Below are 18,201 nucleotides of genomic sequence, written 5' to 3'. Positions count from 1 at the left end.
CCTGGGGCCCCTTTGGCCCCGTAGAAGGTTTCGTGACACTATACAGGAAGGCCCTGCGCCAACACCCAACCCGTCAAATACCCGAAAGAAAACCACGGGCCTGAAGATTTTCTTCACTGCGACCTTAAAAGTCTACCTCCGCCCACAACTCCAGAAGCAATCCCTCGACACGCCGGAACACCCTCGTGTTGTTCGAAACGAGCGTCGCGCCATGGGCAAGGGCCGTCGCGGCAATCAGCAGATCGTTCGGCCCGATTATGCAACCGCGCCGCTTCAAGTCGGCCCGGACTCGCGCGTAGCAGGCGGCGCACCGGGAATCGAAGGGAATGATGTGCAGCGGCGACAAGAGGCTCTCTACAAAATAGCGGCCCTCTTCGGGATTGTTACTGTTCTCGGCCCCGTACAGCAGCTCGGCCTCGACGATAGCCGGCACGCCGAACAGATCCGGCGAGCTTTTCCGCATGATCTCCTGGGCCCGCGGCAGATGGCCCCGCATGATCTCGATGCACACATCGGAGTCGAAGAAATACATGACGGCCCCTTACGCGAACAGAACGATCTCGTCGAGGTCTCCCTCTTCCTCGGGGACGACGAACGTCGGATCCTTCAGACAGCCGTAGACGTTATCCCAGTAGCCCGACGGCCAGCCGCGCCCTTCCCCACTCTCGCGAATGAGCCCCGTCACGTACCTCGACATCGACTGATGCGCTCGAGACGACTTCTCGCGCAGCATTTCCATGGTCGGCTCATCCAGATACAAAGACAACTGCGGCATAGCGCACCTCCTGTATACTTGTCACACAAGTATACTTGCCTTTATACTTGTCGTCAACTTAGACCAGCTTACGTGCATCCTGCGGGATTACCTATGGTTGCCGAGACGAGCATAAAAGCTCACGGTACGCCAACCCCGCCAGCGGCTCTACATTTTGTGGCGCGATCGCCCGAAATACCGCTTCTACAGAATCGCCCGGCCCAGCTCGCCGACGACTTCTTCCAGGCGCACCTTGGCCTCGGCATGAGTGGCCATGTCACGCAGCGTCACAACGCCTTCGGCCAGCTCGTCGGGACCGAGGACGGCCACGCGGGTCGCGCCCAGCTTGTCGGCCAGCTTGAACTGGCTCTTCAGCGAGCGCTTCTGGTGATCCATCTCGGTCGTGAAGCCGGCATCGCGGCACTCCTGCACGAGCACGAAGGCCCGGGCGCGCACGGAGTCGTCGACGCAGGCCACGAACAGATCACACTTCTGGGCTCGCGGGAACTCCACGCCGGCCGCCTCCAGGGCCAGCACGCAGCGCTCGAAGCCGAGCGCGAACCCGAGACCGGGCGTGGGACGGCCCCCCACCTCCTCGGCCAGCTTGTCGTAGCGCCCGCCGCCACCGATGGCGTTCTGGGCGCCCATGCCGTTGTCCACCTGCACCTCGAACACCGTACGGGTGTAGTAATCCAGGCCGCGCACGAGCTTGTAGTCCTCCTCGTAGACAACCCCGGCGCCATCGAGCAGAACCTTCACCGCATCGTAGTGCTCGCGGCACTCGTCGCACAAGTGGTCGGTGATCTTCGGCGCGTCAGCCATAATGGCCGCGCACTGGGGATTCTTGCAGTCGAACGCCCTCAGCGGATTCACCTCGGCGCGCGTCATGCAGGTGTCGCACAGCTCGTCGGCGTGCTCGTCCATGTAGGCGCGCACGAGCTCGCGGTAGGCCGGACGGCACTGCTCGCAGCCCATGGAGTTCAACAGAAGGCGCATGGAATCGCGCGGGATGCCCACCTTCTCGTAAAAGCGCATGAGCATGATGATGGCCTCGGCATCGATCGTAGGCTCCTCGGCGCCCAGGCACTCCACACCCACCTGATTGAACTGGCGCTGACGCCCCTTCTGCGGGCGCTCGGCGCGGAACATCGGGCCTGCGTACATGAGCTTCGCCGGGGCCGCGCCCTGCGGCACCAAATCGTGCTGCACTACGGCGCGCACCACACCGGCCGTGCCCTCGGGGCGCAAGGACAGGCGGCTCTTCGCCTTCGGGGCCTTCCCCTCTTCCACCCAGCGACGCAGATTCTCACCGGAAATGGCCGTGAACATCTCCTTGGACACCACATCGGTCGCTTCGCCGATGCCGCGGACGAAGAGCTCGGTCTGCTCCATGATGGGCGTCTCGATGGGCAAATACCCGTAGGCGCCGAACACCTCGGCCGCCGTCTGCTTGAACTGATTCCAGAACAGCGCCTCGTCAGGCAGAAGATCGCGAGTCCCCTCGGGAGCGTTAATGGCCATGGTGATATCCTTTTTCGTCGACGGGGCTTTGCGGCCCTGGTAAGTGAAACTTCGGGTATTGTAACGCAGAAAGGACGACCCCGCAGGCCGCCCTTTCCCAATGGTTTTGCAAGTTTAATCCCAGCGGCGATGGCGGCGAGCCGACAGGCCGACGAAACGGGCGAGGCGCTACAGATGCTCGACCACCAAGTCGCCCATCTTCGCGGTGCCCACAACCTTGTCGACCGGGGTCTCGGCGTCCTTGATGTCGCCGGTGCGCCAACCGGCGTCCAGCACCTCGGTGACGGCGCGGCGGATGTCGTCGGCGGCCTCGCCCATGCCGAAGCTGTAGCGCAGCATCATCTCCACGGAAAGGATCTGTGCCAGCGGGTTGGCGATACCGCGCCCGGCGATGTCCGGCGCGCTGCCGTGGCTCGGCTCGTACAGGGCCACGCCGTCGCCCAAAGAAGCGCTGGCGAGCATGCCCAGCGAGCCCGTGATCTGGGCGGCCTCGTCAGAGAGAATGTCACCGAACATGTTCTCGGTCACCACCACGTCGAAATCGGCGGGACGGTTGATGAGCTGCATGGCCGTGTTGTCCACCAGCAGGTCCTCCAGCTCCACATCGGCGTAGTCCGCGTCGTGCACGCGATGCACGATCTCGCGCCACAGGCGGCTCGTCTCCAGCACGTTGGCCTTGTCCACACTCGTCACCTTGCCGCGGCGCTTGCGGGCGATTTCGAAGGCCTGGCGGGCGATGCGCTCGATCTCGTACTCGGAGTACTCCAGCGTGTCGTAGGCGCGCTGGCCCGGCGCTCCGTTCACGCCGGCGGCCGGCTCGTCGTAGAAGCGCTCGCGGCGACCGAAGTACAAGCCACCGGTGAGCTCGCGGACGATCATCATGTCCACGCCGTCGACGATCTCCGGGCGCAGCGTGGAGGCGTCGGCCAGAGCGTTGAAGATCTGCACGGGACGCAGGTTGGTGTACAGGCCCAGCTCCTTACGGATGCCCAAGAGCCCCTGCTCCGGGCGCGGGGCGGCAGGATCGGTGGTGTCCCACTTAGGGCCGCCCACGGCAGCCAGCAGCACCGCGTCGGAGGCGCGGGCCGCATCCAGCGTCGCCGTCGGCAAGGGCTCGCCTGTCGCATCGATGGCCGCACCGCCGATGAGCGCGTCGGTGTACTCGAAGGCGGTGTCGTACTTCGCACCCACGGCGTCCAGCACCTTCACGCCCTCGGCAATGATCTCCGGCCCGATGCCGTCGCCGGCAAGCAGGCAAATCTTGTAGGTAGTCGTCATGCTACGCGTCCTTTCCGAGCTTCTTCTGCCAGCGGGGCACGAGGCCTCCCGCGTTGATGATCTCCATGAGGAACGGCGGGAAGGGCTGGGCCGTGAAGGTCTCGCCCGTGGTCTCGTCGGTGATGGTGCCCGCATCGGCATCCACGCTCACAACATCGCCGTTGCTGATGGCGTCCACGGCCTCGGGGCATTCCATAATGGCCAACCCCGTGTTGATGGCGTTGCGGTAGAAGATGCGCGCGAAGCTCTTGGCGATGACCACGTCCACCCCGGCTGCCTTGATGGCGATGGGGGCGTGCTCGCGCGATGAGCCGCAACCGAAGTTCTCATCGGCCACGATGATGTCGCCGGGCTGCACGTTGTTCACAAATTCCGTGTCCAGATCCTCCAGGCAATGCTTCGCCAGCTCCGCCGGATCGGAAGTGTTCAAATAGCGGGCGGGAATGATGACGTCAGTGTCGATGTCGCGCCCGTAGCGGTGCACGGTTCCCTTGAATTTCATGGAGCTTCCTCCTACTCCGCCGCGTCCGCGACGGCTTCCAAATCTTCCGGAAGGCCGATGTGGCCGAGCACGGCCGAAGCGGCGGCCACGGCCGGCGAGGAGAGGTACACCTCGCTGGTGGGGTCGCCCATACGGCCGACGAAGTTGCGGTTGGTGGTGGCGATGGCGCGCTCTCCGGCAGCGAGGATGCCCATGTAGCCGCCCAGGCACGGCCCGCAGGTGGGGGTGGACACGGCGCAGTGGGCGTCGATGAAGATGTCCATGAGCCCCTCGGCGATGCACTGCTGGTACACCTTCTGAGTGGCGGGGATGACGATGCAGCGCACGTCCGGATGCACCGTGCGGCCCGCGAGCACGGCTGCGGCCTGGCGCATGTCGGCGAGGCGCCCGTTGGTGCAGCTGCCGATGACGGCCTGGTCGATCTTCACGTCGCGAGCCTCGGCCACCGGGCGCGTGTTGCTCGGCAGGTGCGGGAAGGCCACCGTCGGCACGATGTCAGCGGCGTCGATTTCGACGACCTGGGCGAACTGCGCATCGTCATCGGAGTAGTAGGCGGTATAGGGCCGCTCGGCGCGCTCGTCCAGATAGGCGCGGGTCACATCGTCCACGGGGATGAGGCCCGCTTTGCCGCCGGCCTCGATGGCCATGTTCGAAATGGAGAGGCGCTCGTCCATCGGCATACTTTCGATGGCGCTGCCCGTGAACTCCATAGCCTTGTACAGGGCGCCATCCACGCCGATCATGCCGATGATGTGCAGGATGACGTCCTTGCCGGTGACGCCGGGGGCCAGCTCGCCGTCGATGACGAACTTGATGGTCTCGGGCACCTTGAACCAGGCCTTGCCCGTGGCCATGCCCACGCCGGCATCGGTGGAGCCCACCCCCGTGGAGAACGCGCCCAGCGCGCCGTAGGTGCAGGTGTGGCTGTCGGCGCCGATGATGAGGTCGCCCGCGCCCACGACGCCCTGCTCCGGCAGAAGCGCGTGCTCCACGCCCATGCAGCCCACCTCGTAGTAGTGGGTGATGCCCTGCTCGCGCACGAAATCGCGCACGATCTTGGCTTGCTCGGCGGACTTGATGTCCTTGTTGGGGGTGTAGTGGTCGGGCACGAGGGCGATCTTAGTCGGATCGAACACCTTGTCGGTGATCTCGCGAACGGTCTTGATGGCGATGGGGGCCGTGATGTCGTTGGCGAGCACCAGATCCAGATCGCATTCGATCAACTGGCCCGGTTCCACCTCATCCAGCCCCGCATGGGCGGCGAGAATCTTCTCCGCCATGGTCATGGGACGAGTCAAGGGATGCTCCTTTGCGCGCGATAAACATTACTCTCAAACTCGGCTATTGTAGCACCGTGTGTTTTTCCACTTGGTTTCCCTGGGCCTAAGTGCGAGATTTTCCACGCAAAAGCACTCGTCGCCTTTTTCGGGCCCTTCCCCATCCCTCTTTTCGGAATTCTCGCAGTAAATGCCAGTTCGACCCCGAAATGGCCGGCTTCCATCTGTCCCTTCTGCCATTTCTGCCCTCAACTGGCATTTTTCTGCCGCTTCAGGCCCGTAATGGCAGAGAGCTTCCGAACGTATCGACCATTTCGGGGTCGAACTGGCATTTGGCGGGAAGATTTCGAAAACGAAGCCAGCCGCTAACGTAAAAAGCCGCGGCACCCGCAGGGAGGAACGGGTGCCGCGGCGTCTCGAAGATGGCAGTCGCTAACTTACTTCTCGGCCAGCATCTTGCCGACCATACGGCCGAAGGTGGCGCAGCGCCCGGCGTTGAAGCCGGCGGCCAAGTTCGGGTAGGTGCCCGCGTAGTAGCAGCCCTGGTCGTTGCCGACGACATAGACACCCTCGATGGGGGCGCCGTCCTCGCCGTAGGGCTGCAGATCGTCGTTTACCTGGATGCCGTCCAGCGTGCACAGCGTCAGGCCGCAGTTCTTCACCGAACCGTAGAACGGCGGCGTCTTGATGGCCGACAGGCGGAAGGCCTCCTTGCCGAACTGCGGATCGACGCCGGCCTCGTAGTTCTTGGTTTGCTGGGCGCAGGTGTCCAGGAACACCTGCTTGTCATCGCCCGTAAAGCCGAGCTTGTCGGCCAGCTCCTCAAGGGTATCGGCCTTCTGGATGAAGCCGGCCTCGACGAAGGCCTCCATCTCGGGCTCGATCCACTCCTCCAGCATCCCGGGGAAGGCGTCGTGGTCGCTGCCGCCCTCGGGCTGCATGTAGATGGTGGAGCAGCCCACCGTGTGGAAGACGGGGATGTACTGCTTCCAATCGCCGTCCCAGATCTGATGCCAGTAACGCTCAGCCGCAGGGCGCTTCGACGATGCGTTCATCACGTAGTCGTAGGGAGCGCTCTCGTTGTGGAAGCGCGCGCCGTGTGGATCGACCCGCAGGAAGGGCTGGGAGGCGTAGAAGAAGTACCCGTAGGAGTCGCCGCCGATCTCATAGGGATGCGCGATCTCCTGATCCGCCGTCAGCAGGCAGCGGTTAAACGTGAGGGAGGTGTGCACCTCATCCATCTTCGCGCCGGCCCACATAAGCGCCTTGATGCCGTCGCCGGTGCAGGAGGGGAAGGCGTCGAAGGTGCCCAGGCACGAGTAGCGCGTGGGCTGCAGGGCCTGGTACATGTCCTGATTGCAGGCGTAGCCTCCCGTGGCCACCACGACGCCCTTGGCGGCATTGATGCGGATCATGCCGTCCGGCCCTTCGGCATAGGCGCCCACTACCTTGCCGTCTTCCACGATGAGGTTCTTCATGGGCGTGTTGAAGCGGATCTCGCAGCCGTCGAAGGAGGTGAGGTAGCTGTTCAGGCACTCGGACACCTGCGGCTCGCGCTCGGCGTAGCCGGCACCGTCGCGACCGTTGGTGCCGTGGCCGGTGGGCCAGTCCTTGTAGAAGGTGCCCTTGGGCATGTTCCACTCAAGCTGAACCTCAAGGCCGTCCTTGGCGATGACGTCGGCGTACCAGTCGATGGCCTCTCCGGAGTTCTCGGCCCACTTGCGGTAGAGGGACGAGTGCACCTGGCCGTCGGCGTAGCGATCCATGTCGTTCATGATCTCCATGGGATCGATGGCGGCCGCCTCGCCCACCTCCTGCTGGAAACGGGAGTTCACCGCGCCCAGTGCCGAGGAGCGCACGCCGTTGCCGGCGGACGACTTCTCGATGAGCAGCGTTTTGGCCCCGTTCTCGGCGGCAGCGCACGCGGCGAAATAGCCCGACGTTCCCGCGCCGATGACGAGCACGTCGCACTCGATGGTCTCCGCGCAATCACCATCGCTGATGGCGGGCGCTTCGCCGAGCCAGTCGGGCGCGCCGGAAGCCGAGGCGGTGTCCTCTTCGGTCGCAGCTCCCTCGGTCGGCGCCTCCGCCGGCGTCTTCGGGGAGCAGCCGGCCAGAGCGCCTGCAGCAGCCAGCGACCCCAGGGCGGCGGCGCCGGTCAGAAACGAGCGGCGGGAAAGCGAAGATTCAGTCATGATAGTTCCTCCTTTAGCTCCTTCGGCCGTGGTGCTGTTTGTCGCAGAGGCCCATCCCCTGCGAGCGCAACCGAACGTACCCGGCCGAAATCCCTCCCTTGAGATTTCAAGGTGGACTCAGTGTGGCACCGACAACATAGACAAACATCGCCTAAAGGCTGGGTTTTCATCCGTTTTCACCTACAATAGGTGAGGGTGATAGACCCCATGGAAGCCTATGATGGTTCCGCAAGAGCGCTTTCAGGGAGGGAACGTGACGAAACCGAAAACGAAAGCAACGGCACAAAGCTTGACGAGACTCGAGAGGACGCTGAAGGTGCGCTATCTCGGCATCGGATTTCTCTGGGCGTGGGTCTACGGATCCTTCGAGACCTTCGCAGTCTTTCCGGAGCGCGCGGGCATCGGCATCAACGCCGACAGTTCCTGGCTCGCCTCGGCTGTCGTTGTGACGCTCACGCTTTTCGTTTTGGGATTCGTCCTAGGGAGGCGCCAGACCATGGCGCCCCCCTGGCTCACCGTCGCAGCGGGAGTGGCAACGGCGGCAGGAACGCTTCTCTCGGGACTGGCGGCCGCCGAGGGGATTCTTGCGCCAGCAGTGGTCAGCGGCGCGCTTACGGGGCTCGGCACGGGCGCTCTTTACGTACTGTGGGGACAGGCCTTGGCAGCGCTGGACATCGAAAGCTCCGAAGTCGCCATCCCGGCTGCTTCCCTTACCATGCTCGGCTGCGCTTTGGTTCTCCCCTACTTGCCAAGCACCGTCGGCATCCTGGCGACCGCCTCTTTGCCTCTCGCGTCGGGCCCTATGCTGCTGGCCACCTATCGAGATATTCCACCAGTTGAAAACGCAAGCGTCGCAACAGACGGCCTGCGCCGGCCGGCGCTCTTTACCCTCGCCCGCATCGCCGCGCTGCTTTTCCTCTCATATTTCGTCATCGGATGCTCTGGCGCGCTGCAAGCGAACGCCGACGCGCCCTTCATTGATTGGGGCATCGACATCGCCACCGTCATCGGCTCAATCTGCGGCATCGCCCTCGTGGTCGGCATCGTACTGTTCGCCGCACGTCCAAGTTTCGACGGACTCTTTCGGCTCATTGCCCCGCTCGTTGCCATCGCCCTTGCCCTCCTGCCGTGGGCAGATCTGTGGGCCGTTGCTCTCTCCACGAGCCTTGTTGCCATTGCGGACACCACGCTTACCATCGCCGCAGTGCTTTTCGTGGTGACAGCGGCCAAAAGCAATGGGGCAAAAGCAGCTCTCGGCATCGGCGTAGCGGAAGGGTCGCTGCAGCTGGGTGTTCTGGCGGGCAACCTCGCCGGGCGTGCCTTGAGCGAGATGACCTCCATCGAGCCATTGGGGTTGTTCGCCATCGCCCTGGGTCTTTTGGTCGTGTTTTCCCTCTCCTGGCTGGGATACCCCACCAACCGCTCCTCTGTGCTTGAGATCTCCGCTGCTCACAACACCGCTCCGCGCAATGAGGCCGTCCTGCCGATTGGCAGGATCGACAAGCCAGATGACCCCGGCGAGGCAGGCAGCATCACCTCTAGCGCCGACACGACCATCGACGGCATCTGCCAGCGCCTCACCGAGGAGCACGGTCTGTCGGGCCGCGAGGCGGAAATTCTCGGCTACCTGGCGCGCGGGCGCAGCCAACCTTACATCCGCGAGGAGCTGGTGCTTTCGAAGAACACCGTGGCCACCCACGTCAAGCATATCTACCAGAAGCTTGGCGTTCACTCCCGTCAGGAGCTGCTCGACCTGTTCGAGTAGCTACTCCTGCAGCGCGGAGCAGAGGGCGTCGAGCAGCGTAATGGCGTAATGCTGGGCGGAGCGCTCCGGGCCGGCTTCCAGCCAAACGGTGCCGGGGAGCAACACCGACACGCGGGGCCAGCTCGCATCGCGGGCCACGTCGACGGCCGAGGCCAGACGCAGCGCCAGCGTACCTTCCTCCTCGTAGGACACCAGCGGCACTCCGACCTCGGCATCCGTCGCTTCCAACAGCACGTGCACAAGCATCATTGACGCATCCGGCGGTACCGACAGCGCATCGGCGCTGATGATCTTGGAGGCCGGGTTGGTCGCCTGGGCCACGTTCGACATGCGCGAAGCCACGGCGCGGGAGAACTCGTCGGTGCCGAACAGGCACACGGCGTTGCGTTCCAGCACGTCGGCGGCGCGGGCGAAGCCCAGATGGCGCACGGGCCCGTGGGTCGCCTCCTTGCCAACCCAGGAATGGGCCAGGTTGCGCAGAGCCGCGTAGGTGTAGGCTCCGGCAATGCCATCGGAAGGCAGCCCCAGGTTCAGCTGGAAGCGACGCAGCGCCTCCTCGGTATGGGCGCCGAAGATGGCGTCACGTGTACCGTAGAAGAACCCGAGCGCGCCGAGCGCCTGCTGCAATTCCAGCACGTCATGACCGTGGAAGTAGGGCATGCGCAAGTACAACGTGCGGTCGCCCAAGTTGTAGGTGGCATCCACCAAAGCGGCCCACACCTTCTCGGTCACATCCTCACTCGGCGGCAGTGCCGACGCGGCAAGGAAATCAGCCAATGCGGCGGCGGTAGCGTCGTCGAAGGTGCCAGTGATGGCATCCTCGGGAAGGTGCCCGATGCGGGCCAGGCGCGTCTGCACGTCCTCGACGGCAGCGCCGGTGTCATTTCTTTTGATAGGCTCCATGTTACTTCAACCTGTTCACAAACCAGTCGGCCATGGATACGAGCAAATCGCGATACGGCGAGGGAGGCAGCGCCCCGGCCAGTCGCGCCTTAGCATTCAGCGTAAGATCCTCAGCGAAGGTGCGGGCGTAGTCGATGGATCCCGTTTTCTCCATAATGGCCACGGCCTCGGCGAGCACCTCCGGATCGCGCTCCTTCGAGGACAGAATCTCGACGAGACGCTCTCGGGCCGCAGGCTCGGTGTTCTGCAGAGCGTGCACGACAACGAGCGTGCGCTTTCCCTCAGTGATGTCGCTGCGGAAGTCCTTCTTCTTGGCCTCGTCAGTGCCCACGAGGTTCAGTAGATCGTCCTGAATCTGGAAGGCGAGGCCCGTGTCAAGCCCGTAGCTGCGCAGGGCCTCCACCACCTCGTCGGAGGCGCCCCCCACGATGGCGCCCACGGCCAGCGGCACCGCGCCGGAATAGTGGGCCGTTTTGTGGATGGCCATGGTGAGGTAGTCCTCGGGCGTGATGTCGTAGCGGCCGTCGCGGGCCCAGCCCAGATCGAGCGCCTGGCCCTCCACCGTGCGGCAGGTCATGGCGATGAGCTCCTTGATAACGCGCACCTTCACGGCGTCTTCCAAAAGCGGGTCGTTCACCACCGGACCGTTTACCATGGAAAGAGCCAGATCCCCCATGTTGATGGCCAGCCCCAGCCCCTCGGTAAGGTGCAGGCAGGGCTCGCCGCGGCGCAGCTCGGCCTCGTCGGCGATGTCGTCGTGGATGAGGGCCGCGGAATGGAAGTGCTCAATGGCCGCGGCGGCGGTGGCGGCACGGTTGGGGTCGCCGCCCACGGCCAGACAGGCCGCGAAGCAAATGAGCGGACGATGACGCTTGCCCGCGTTCTCGCTGTAATGATAGAGCGGATCGTACAGGTAGCGGTCCATATCCCCGTGAGTCCCATGGGGAATGTAGCTGTTGATCAGCTCCCCGACCGGATCGGCGTAGGCTTTCAAATAGTCTTCGAACGTGGCGGGCGTCTCTTCGACGCTGGCGAGGATTTCTGAGATGTTCTTCATAGCGCTTTCTTGCCAGAGGGCGGTCGTTTCAGCATCGAACCATAATACCACGGGCACCAAGGCCCGCGCCGCGCGATCAGCCCACCGACAAGAATGTAAGATTTGGCGGCGAGGAGCGACGCCGGCACCATGGCCCTAAGCAGCGTAAGGGCACGACTGCCCTACAGATCGAACTCCCGAAAGAGCTCGTCTCGCCGGACGGGATCGGATGCCGCTTGCGCGAGATCGTCGACGCGGCCGGCCTCGATGAGCCGGGACGCCAGGGCGGCGAACCGCGCGGAGCCCTCCTCGAGGCCTTCTTGGCGGCCTTCTTGGCGGCCTTCCTCGCGCGCCTCCTCGCAGGCGATGCGGCCGTTTATGCGCTCGCGCCGCGCGGCGTTCTCCACGATCGTGCTCACCGACCACACCTTGTCCACCCACTCTCGATCCTCGTTGGCCCGCCCGACCGCCTCCTCTATCTTGCGCGAGAGCGAACCCAGGGCCTTGCCCGTCTGGGCATATCTTAGCAGATCGAGCAGGTCCCCGCCCGGCGCGTCCTCCCACGCCCGGGCGTTCAGCGCGAGCCAGTGCGAGGCATTCCCGAGCCGCAATTCGGGGACCTCGTCGCATCGGCGCTCGAGGTGGTAGACGGGCAGGTCGTACCCGAAGGGATCCTGGCTGCACAGGAAGACGACGAAGCTCTCGGGCAGCCGGTCGTAGTCGTCCCCGGCGGGAAGCTCCCTCACGTCCAGGACAGCCTGGTAGTACCGGAAGCGCTTCCCGAGCAGGGGCTCCCGCTGCGCCTGCATCTCCAGGTCGTAGACCCGCTCGCCCGACCCGCGCTCCCTGGCGTACACGTCCATGCGGACGCCGTGGCTCTCCGGGGCGGGGTCGAGCACCTGCTCGGCGTTCAGGTAGTCGATGCGCACGGCCTCGATGCCCAGCACGGCCCTGATGACATCGCGACATATCGACTCGTCGGTCATGACCCTCCCGAACATCCAGCTGTTGGTGAAATCGACCCTTCTTTGGCGCTCCCGCATGACTCCTCCTCCATCGGACTTGCAGCATGAGCCTAACAGAGCCGAGCCGTAGAAATGACGCGGGAATGTCCCGTTTCGTTCCTCGCGCCGACCGCAGTCGCGCCGCAAAATGAAGCGGGCCCCGGCGAAAAAAGCCAGGGCCCGCTCTTGGGAGACTATTCGATTCGTATCAGCTAGACGGCGCAGTCCCCGGTCTCGAGATCGAAGCCCGATGCAGCATCCAGGGCACCGACCGCTGCAACAGCACGCCGGTCGACGAGCGCCCGGCGGACGCGCAGCGCGGCGTAGGCGCCAAAGATCACCGTGTACACGACCACACTTGCCACAGCGGCCTCGCCGCCCTGGCTCGCCGCCGGCGCCAGCATCAGCATGAGGTGCACGTACACCAAGCCGAAGAACACATAGGCCCACCGCTGCAGGCGCTTCCAGCTATCGGTGCGCATGCGGCGCTTTACGAAGGCGAAAGAGGTCACGCCCAGCACCAGCAGAAGCACGAGCAGCGCGAGCGCTACCACCAGGGCGCTCACCACATTCACCCCCAGCGTGCCGCCGAGTCGCGGAGCGTAGGAGCCCAAATACACCGCCATATGCCCGCAAGCCAAAATGCATGCGATAATGGACAACTCGCTGCGCACCGGCTTAAGCCACTGATGCACCTTCGATCCCTTGGCGAACACACCGATGTACATGACCACCACAAACAGCGCCAGCGACAGCACACACTTGCCCATGAGCAGCGTAAGCGGCCCCATTACAACACGGGGGAGCAGCCCCTCGACGCCAATGACGTAGGCCACGTCAGCCGCCACAGCCAGTACGTAAAACGCCACCGGCCACTTATGCAGCGGCGTGCGCAGAGCCAGGCAAGCCGCCACCGTCACCGCCAAAACCATAAGGAATGTCATTGCTTGCTCCTCACCCTCGCCTATGCCGCACGCTCAGCAAGCGTTGCCAGCAGAAAACGCCCGTACGCCGCCAGCGCGCCATAGAAGCGCTCGGCCGCCGGGTCCACCTTGCCCGCCTGCGCGAGGCGTTCGACCTCTTCAGCCGTGCGCGTCAGGAAATCCGGCAGCCACAAAGCCGCGTGGTCTCGAACGAAATCAGCAACCCGACCCCGCCAAAGCGCCACGGCCTCTTCATCTTCCGCCTCTAAAGAAGCCGCCTCGCTGCCAAGGAGAAACGAGAGGAACGCCCATTCGTTCCACGCGCTGTCGCACGGCTCGGTCTCGGCGTCCTTCGGCAGAACGCCGCTCTCACGCATGGTTTTCTCGACACGCAGGGTCAGCGCCGTACGGAACAGCGCCGGCGCTCCGGGCAACCCCTCGCGAACGTGCACAAACGCGCTCTCGTAGGGAAAAATGGCCACTCCGCTTCCTTGGCGCGCGTACAGCAGCGACCATGCGCGGCGCAATGCGGCCCCGAGCGCCTCAGCATCTTCGTCGGCAGCGCACACGAAGCCTTCGCAAAGCGCCTCAATGTCACCAGCGCGCCCGTCATCACGCGCTGCCGCCACGTCTTTCGCGCAGCCAACCGCGTCGTCGTGCACCGATCCGCTCGCCACCGCTGCCGCCACATCGTTGTCAGGAAAGCGCGTCAGCGCGCTCATCAATTCGCAACCGTCGGCCAAGCCGACAACTTTCCTCATATCCTCTGCGCTCACGAAGCCTCCTTACAAAGAGGCGGGCGCCGTACTTTCCGACGCCCGCCCTGCCGTTTCCAGATACGCGCTTACTTCAAGTAGTAGACACTCGGGTTCGTCCCCGCCGACTCCAGCATGAGGTGATAGTCGCGGCCCTCGATGGCCTTCGACACCTCAGATTCCGGATCGTCCAAATCGCCCCAGTAGCGGGCGCGGGCCGGGCACAGCTGCATGCAGGCCGGCACATCTCCGCGATCGACGAGGTTCTTGCAGAACGTGCACTTCTCCACCGTCCCGGCCTTGTGGGGCGGGGCGTCGAACTCGCCGACCTCAACCTCAAGGTAATACTCGGGGTTGTCGCTGATAAGGGTGCGGACGCCCTCGTAGGGGCACGCCTTGATGCAGGACTCGCACCCGATGCACAGATCCGTATCAACGAACACGATGCCGTCCTCGCGCTGCTGGGTTGCGCCAGTGGGGCACACGCTCAGGCAGGCCGGATCAGCACAGTGCTGGCACTGCATGGGCAGGAAGTTCAGCGTGCAATTGGGGAAGGTGCCGCCGGCGTTGTCGTTGGCAAGGGCGCCGCGGGACACGGCGGTACCAATGGTGTCGAAATCGTCATCGGTCTTGGTGTACACGACGTTGTACGTCAGCTCCTTCGGCAGATTGTTCGCTATCTTGCACGCCGCAGCGCACGCCTGGCATCCGATGCAGCGACGAAGGTCGATCGCCATTCCGTATCGAGTCATCTATCTCAGCCTCCCTAGAGCTTCTCGATGGCCACAGCGCAGTCGAAGTAGGACTGGTTTCTGCAGGCCTGGTTGTATTCGTTGAAGGTCGTACGAGCAAGGTCGCCGTCAATGTGCTCGCGCGTCAGGAAGCTGCGCGGGCAGTGAACCGCCTTGCGCTGCTCACCGGGATTGAGGACGGCCAGCATGGTAACCGATCCGCGGTCGTTGTAGAGACGGACGGTATCTCCCTCTTCGATACCCAGCTCGGCGGCATCTTCCGGATTGATACGGCACACCGGTGCGGCCTCGAACTCCTTCAGATAATCGACGTCGTACCACTGAGTGTGGGCGCGGGTGCGCATATGCTCGCAGCAGATGGTGAAGGGGTACTTCTCGCGGATGGGGTTGGAAAGATCGGCCTCGCGCGCCGGCTCCCAGAAGACCGACAGCTTTTCCTTCTCCAAATCCAGCTCCTGGCCCATCATGTAGTCGGGCTTGGGATCCTCGCGGTAGAACATGGCGCGTCCCGTAGGCGTTCCGAAAACAGCGCCCTCGAAGGCGATGGTGGGATCGTTGTCGCAACGCAAGTAATTCTTCTCGCGGATCTTGTCGATAGTGATCCCCTTCTCCTTCCCATAGGGAGTGGAGAGAAGGACATTCAAGTACTCGTCGGCCGTGAACTGGAAGAAGTCACCGTATCCCATAGCCTCGGCGATGAGCTTGTAAATCTCGAAGTCCGGCTTGCTCTCGTACAGGGGCTCGACGGCCTTCTCGTTCCACAGCAGATAGGGGTTGCAGTAGTAGCGGACGCGCAAATCCTCAGTCTCGAACCAGTGGCAAGCAGGCAGCAGGATGTCAGCGTACAGCGCCGTGTCGTTCATGGTCATGTCCTGGATGACAATGAACTCGATCGCATTCATGAGCTCGAGGGTCTTGTTCTGATCCGTCTGATTCGAGACGACGTTGGTGCAGGAAGCGTAGAAGGACTTGATGGGGAAATCCTCGCCAAGCTTCTTGCCCGTGTGCACAATGTTGTTGCAGAAGTCGGTCCAGTTAAGAATAGCGCCGACTCCCTGAGGCACTTCACCCGAGGCGCTCGGCATCGTGATGCATGCCTGCACATTGCCCTCGCCGAAGTTCGGCTCGCCGGTGAACAGACCCGATCCCGAACGACCCATCTGGCCAGACACGAGCAGAAGCGAGTTGATGCACTTCGAGCTGTACATGCCGTTGTTGTAGTGGTTCAGACCGAACTTCATGTCCGTCTGAACATCGCCTTCCTGCGTGTAGAGGTGCGCGAGGTGCTGGATGTCCTCGACGCTCACGCCGGTCACCTCGGAGGTGTGCTCCAGCGTCCACGGCTCAACCGCTTCCCGCACCAGCTCCATCTCCGTGCGCACCGCGATGCCCTGGATGGGGGCAACCCCGCCGAGCGCAGGCTTGACGGCCTGTGCCAGGGGCACAGCGCTGGAAGTCTCCTCGTCCCACACCACGTAGGGGTCGACGGGAACTTCCTCGCCCTGAGCGTTGGTCGCAGTCTCGGTCGGCTCCACGCCCAAGTCGCTCATGCGCAGGAATTTACCGTCCTCCTTGATCAGCAGGGGAGCCTCGGTGTGATCGCGCAGGAAGTCGGTCGCTTCCCAGCCCTGCTCGAAGATCTCGTGGATAGCGCCGAGCGCCAGGGCGCCGTCGGTAGCCGGATGCACCGGGATGAACCAGTCGGCCTTCGAGGGCATGACGCGATAGGCGATATCGATCACCACAAGCTCGGTGCCCGCATCGCGCGCCTCCAGGAAGAAGTGTGCGAGCTGCTTCTGGGACACCGCCGTGTCGCCGCCCCAAATTACATGGTGCTTGGCGTTAATAGCGTCCGAGCTGCGATTGCCATAGGGGCCGGCTCCAAACACGTAGGCCCAGGACATCGGCGTAGCAATATCGCGGTCCGGCAGGACACGGCTCGCGCCCATGACGTTCAGCAGGCGAGCCATAATGGAGCCCTCCGGGGCGCCGCCGCCGAGAGTACCGGTGTTGCCGCTGCCCAGGAACATGGCAATGGACTTCGGGCCGAACTCCTCGGTGTAGCCCTTCCATTTCTCGGCGATCTCGGCAATCGCCTCATCCCAGCTAATGCGCTCGAACTCGCCACTGCCGCGCTCACCTACACGACGCATGGGGTACTGCAGTCGCTCGGCGCTGTACACGCGGGCGGGTTGGACAAGGCCCTTCGGGCAGATACGGTCGAACTCGGGGCCGTCATCGAAGTGACCCGCAGTCGTGCGCACCACGCGACCGTCGCGCACACGGACGTTCAGGTAGCAGCCCTGACCGCACTGGGCACGGCACGCGCCCGAGTAGATCTTCGTCTCCGGAACCTCTACCGTCTCCTCGCCCGTTTCCGCCAGCGTCTCCTTGGCGGGGGCGCAGCCGACGAGCGCGCCGGTGGCCGTCAGCGCGGCCGCTCCCTTGATGAAATTTCTGCGCGAGAAACTCATGCCCGTTGTCTGTTCGGTCATGTCCTGACTCCTCTCTCTCCCTCGCATGTTGACGAGGACGTTCGCCAGGGAGGGGGTGGCTCGCGTCCTCGCCCGCGTGAAAAGTCTCCTCTTTGGACTTTTCGATACTGCCATTATGCCGAGGTGCGCCGATTAATAGCGATACGCTATGCCTAAGCTTTAGGTTAAATTGACCTTAACAGGAGATTAAGTGGCCAATCGACAAGCATTCCGAACAGGGCGTTTTAGGATTTGGCGATGTTTCATTTTAGGATTTGGCGCTCGGCGCGACCCGGAGCGGCCCGCATGATCCACACGATCGCCACAGCCTGTGCCTACCCCAAGGTGTCGGCCATTTTGTAACCAACGCGCTGCACCGTCAGCAGGTATTTGGGCTCGCTGGGGTTCTCCTCTATCTTCTCGCGTATCTTGCGCACGAACACGGTGATGGAGTTCGAGTGCGCGTCCACCTCCCCTTCGCCCCAGATGTACTCCTGAATCTGACCGCGCGTGAACACCTTACCCGGGTGCGTCGCCAAAAAGGCCACGATCTCGAACTCCTTGGTAGTCAAATTCGCAGGAACACCGTGCACAAGCACCTGGTACTCGTCGAAACGCACCTCCAAGTCGCCGATAGTCACCGATCCGTCGCGGGTCGTGCAGCGAGCGAAATCAATCGTATCTTTGTGACGGCGGATGTGGGCCTCGATACGCAAAATAAGCTCGGTGGCGTCGAAGGGCTTCGTCACGTAGTCGTCACCCCCGGCCCTAAACCCAATGGACTTGTCCACAATGTCGTTTTTCGCCGACAGGAAGATAATGGGAATGCGCCGCCCCTCGGCGCGGATACGCGTGCACAAATCGAACCCATTCATACCCGGCAGCATAACGTCTAAAAGCAGCAAGTCCGGTTTCTCGGCGGCAAGCATTTCCATCCCCGACTCGGCGTCAGTGGCCCCGCAATACTCGTAGCCGTTCTTCGTGAGCAGCTTCTCGATGGCCATATGCAGGCTCTCCTCGTCATCGATGAGCATGACCTTGTACACAGCCGCCTCCTCGTCT

Annotated in this window: 16 protein-coding genes; 1 reads left to right on the top strand and 15 read right to left on the bottom strand. The window is 63.4% G+C overall.

The window, feature by feature from the left end:
- Positions 1–124 precede the first annotated feature (124 nt).
- The 7 genes from ACW4LP_RS08255 to ACW4LP_RS08225 form a co-directional block, all read right to left on the bottom strand.
- Entirely contained in the window at positions 125–532 is a 408-nt protein-coding gene (locus tag ACW4LP_RS08255; protein ID WP_157012433.1) for a type II toxin-antitoxin system VapC family toxin, read from the bottom strand.
- Between the two features lie 9 nt (positions 533–541).
- On the bottom strand, positions 542–775 hold the full coding sequence (locus tag ACW4LP_RS08250) for a hypothetical protein (RefSeq protein WP_022740633.1): 234 nt from the start codon (positions 773–775) through the stop codon (positions 542–544).
- Positions 776–958: 183 nt separating this feature from the next.
- Positions 959–2,275 carry a histidine--tRNA ligase gene (gene hisS / locus ACW4LP_RS08245; protein ID WP_455803709.1) on the bottom strand — a complete coding sequence of 439 codons (1,317 nt, stop codon included), beginning with the start codon at positions 2,273–2,275 and terminating at the stop codon, positions 959–961.
- Between the two features lie 168 nt (positions 2,276–2,443).
- On the bottom strand, positions 2,444–3,553 hold the full coding sequence (leuB, locus tag ACW4LP_RS08240) for a 3-isopropylmalate dehydrogenase (RefSeq protein ID WP_161127596.1): 1,110 nt from the start codon (positions 3,551–3,553) through the stop codon (positions 2,444–2,446).
- Between the two features lies 1 nt (position 3,554).
- Positions 3,555–4,055, bottom strand: coding sequence for a 3-isopropylmalate dehydratase small subunit (locus tag ACW4LP_RS08235; protein WP_161127595.1), 501 nt, complete (start codon positions 4,053–4,055; stop codon positions 3,555–3,557).
- An 11-nt stretch (positions 4,056–4,066) separates the two neighbouring features.
- On the bottom strand, positions 4,067–5,353 hold the full coding sequence (leuC, locus tag ACW4LP_RS08230) for a 3-isopropylmalate dehydratase large subunit (protein ID WP_117284323.1): 1,287 nt from the start codon (positions 5,351–5,353) through the stop codon (positions 4,067–4,069).
- Between the two features lie 416 nt (positions 5,354–5,769).
- Positions 5,770–7,527 (bottom strand): FAD-dependent oxidoreductase, encoded by a 1,758-nt coding sequence (locus ACW4LP_RS08225; protein WP_455803708.1) that lies wholly within the window; start codon positions 7,525–7,527, stop codon positions 5,770–5,772.
- 289 nt (positions 7,528–7,816) lie between these two features.
- Here ACW4LP_RS08225 and ACW4LP_RS08220 point away from each other — a divergent pair, with 289 nt between their 5' ends.
- The gene (locus tag ACW4LP_RS08220) at positions 7,817–9,292 is read left to right on the top strand and encodes a response regulator transcription factor (RefSeq protein ID WP_455803707.1); all 1,476 of its coding nucleotides are present in this window, start codon (positions 7,817–7,819) and stop codon (positions 9,290–9,292) included.
- Here ACW4LP_RS08220 and ACW4LP_RS08215 read toward each other — a convergent pair whose 3' ends face one another.
- From ACW4LP_RS08215 to ACW4LP_RS08180, 8 genes are all read right to left on the bottom strand, one after another.
- Positions 9,293–10,195 (bottom strand): peptidoglycan-binding domain-containing protein, encoded by a 903-nt coding sequence (locus tag ACW4LP_RS08215; protein ID WP_302011352.1) that lies wholly within the window; start codon positions 10,193–10,195, stop codon positions 9,293–9,295.
- A 1-nt stretch (position 10,196) separates the two neighbouring features.
- On the bottom strand, positions 10,197–11,252 hold the full coding sequence (locus tag ACW4LP_RS08210; RefSeq protein WP_418914853.1) for a polyprenyl synthetase family protein: 1,056 nt from the start codon (positions 11,250–11,252) through the stop codon (positions 10,197–10,199).
- A gap of 161 nt (positions 11,253–11,413) precedes the next feature.
- Positions 11,414–12,274, bottom strand: coding sequence for an Rpn family recombination-promoting nuclease/putative transposase (locus ACW4LP_RS08205; protein ID WP_302383719.1), 861 nt, complete (start codon positions 12,272–12,274; stop codon positions 11,414–11,416).
- A 173-nt stretch (positions 12,275–12,447) separates the two neighbouring features.
- Complete coding sequence (locus ACW4LP_RS08200; protein WP_455803706.1) at positions 12,448–13,179, bottom strand: ferric reductase-like transmembrane domain-containing protein; 732 nt, start codon at positions 13,177–13,179, stop codon at positions 12,448–12,450.
- A gap of 20 nt (positions 13,180–13,199) precedes the next feature.
- A complete protein-coding gene (locus tag ACW4LP_RS08195) occupies positions 13,200–13,934 on the bottom strand; it encodes a molecular chaperone TorD family protein (protein WP_114549272.1) in 735 nt (244 codons plus the stop codon).
- Positions 13,935–14,002: 68 nt separating this feature from the next.
- Positions 14,003–14,665, bottom strand: coding sequence for a 4Fe-4S dicluster domain-containing protein (locus ACW4LP_RS08190; protein ID WP_114549271.1), 663 nt, complete (start codon positions 14,663–14,665; stop codon positions 14,003–14,005).
- A 14-nt stretch (positions 14,666–14,679) separates the two neighbouring features.
- The gene (locus ACW4LP_RS08185) at positions 14,680–17,160 is read right to left on the bottom strand and encodes a molybdopterin-containing oxidoreductase family protein (protein WP_455803705.1); all 2,481 of its coding nucleotides are present in this window, start codon (positions 17,158–17,160) and stop codon (positions 14,680–14,682) included.
- 314 nt (positions 17,161–17,474) lie between these two features.
- Positions 17,475–18,185 (bottom strand): response regulator transcription factor, encoded by a 711-nt coding sequence (locus ACW4LP_RS08180; RefSeq protein WP_197745952.1) that lies wholly within the window; start codon positions 18,183–18,185, stop codon positions 17,475–17,477.
- Between the last annotated feature and the right edge of the window lie 16 nt (positions 18,186–18,201).

The organism is Adlercreutzia sp. CNCM I-6215 (genome assembly GCF_977072315.1).
The sequence above is the reverse complement of the archived record's forward strand: the minus strand, read 5'-3'. Positions and strand labels throughout refer to the sequence as shown.

Excerpts from the sequence above, each read along its gene's own strand:
- ACW4LP_RS08255 (WP_157012433.1), bottom strand. The coding sequence starts at position 532 with ATGTATTTCTTCGACTCCGATGTGTGCATCGAGATCATGCGGGGCCAT.
- ACW4LP_RS08250 (WP_022740633.1), bottom strand. The coding sequence starts at position 775 with ATGCCGCAGTTGTCTTTGTATCTGGATGAGCCGACCATGGAAATGCTG.
- hisS (WP_455803709.1), bottom strand. The coding sequence starts at position 2,275 with ATGGCCATTAACGCTCCCGAGGGGACTCGCGATCTTCTGCCTGACGAG.
- leuB (WP_161127596.1), bottom strand. The coding sequence starts at position 3,553 with ATGACGACTACCTACAAGATTTGCCTGCTTGCCGGCGACGGCATCGGG.
- ACW4LP_RS08235 (WP_161127595.1), bottom strand. The coding sequence starts at position 4,055 with ATGAAATTCAAGGGAACCGTGCACCGCTACGGGCGCGACATCGACACT.
- ACW4LP_RS08225 (WP_455803708.1), bottom strand. The coding sequence starts at position 7,527 with ATGACTGAATCTTCGCTTTCCCGCCGCTCGTTTCTGACCGGCGCCGCC.
- ACW4LP_RS08215 (WP_302011352.1), bottom strand. The coding sequence starts at position 10,195 with ATGGAGCCTATCAAAAGAAATGACACCGGCGCTGCCGTCGAGGACGTG.
- ACW4LP_RS08210 (WP_418914853.1), bottom strand. The coding sequence starts at position 11,252 with ATGAAGAACATCTCAGAAATCCTCGCCAGCGTCGAAGAGACGCCCGCC.
- ACW4LP_RS08205 (WP_302383719.1), bottom strand. The coding sequence starts at position 12,274 with ATGCGGGAGCGCCAAAGAAGGGTCGATTTCACCAACAGCTGGATGTTC.
- ACW4LP_RS08200 (WP_455803706.1), bottom strand. The coding sequence starts at position 13,179 with ATGACATTCCTTATGGTTTTGGCGGTGACGGTGGCGGCTTGCCTGGCT.
- ACW4LP_RS08190 (WP_114549271.1), bottom strand. The coding sequence starts at position 14,665 with ATGACTCGATACGGAATGGCGATCGACCTTCGTCGCTGCATCGGATGC.
- ACW4LP_RS08185 (WP_455803705.1), bottom strand. The coding sequence starts at position 17,160 with ATGACCGAACAGACAACGGGCATGAGTTTCTCGCGCAGAAATTTCATC.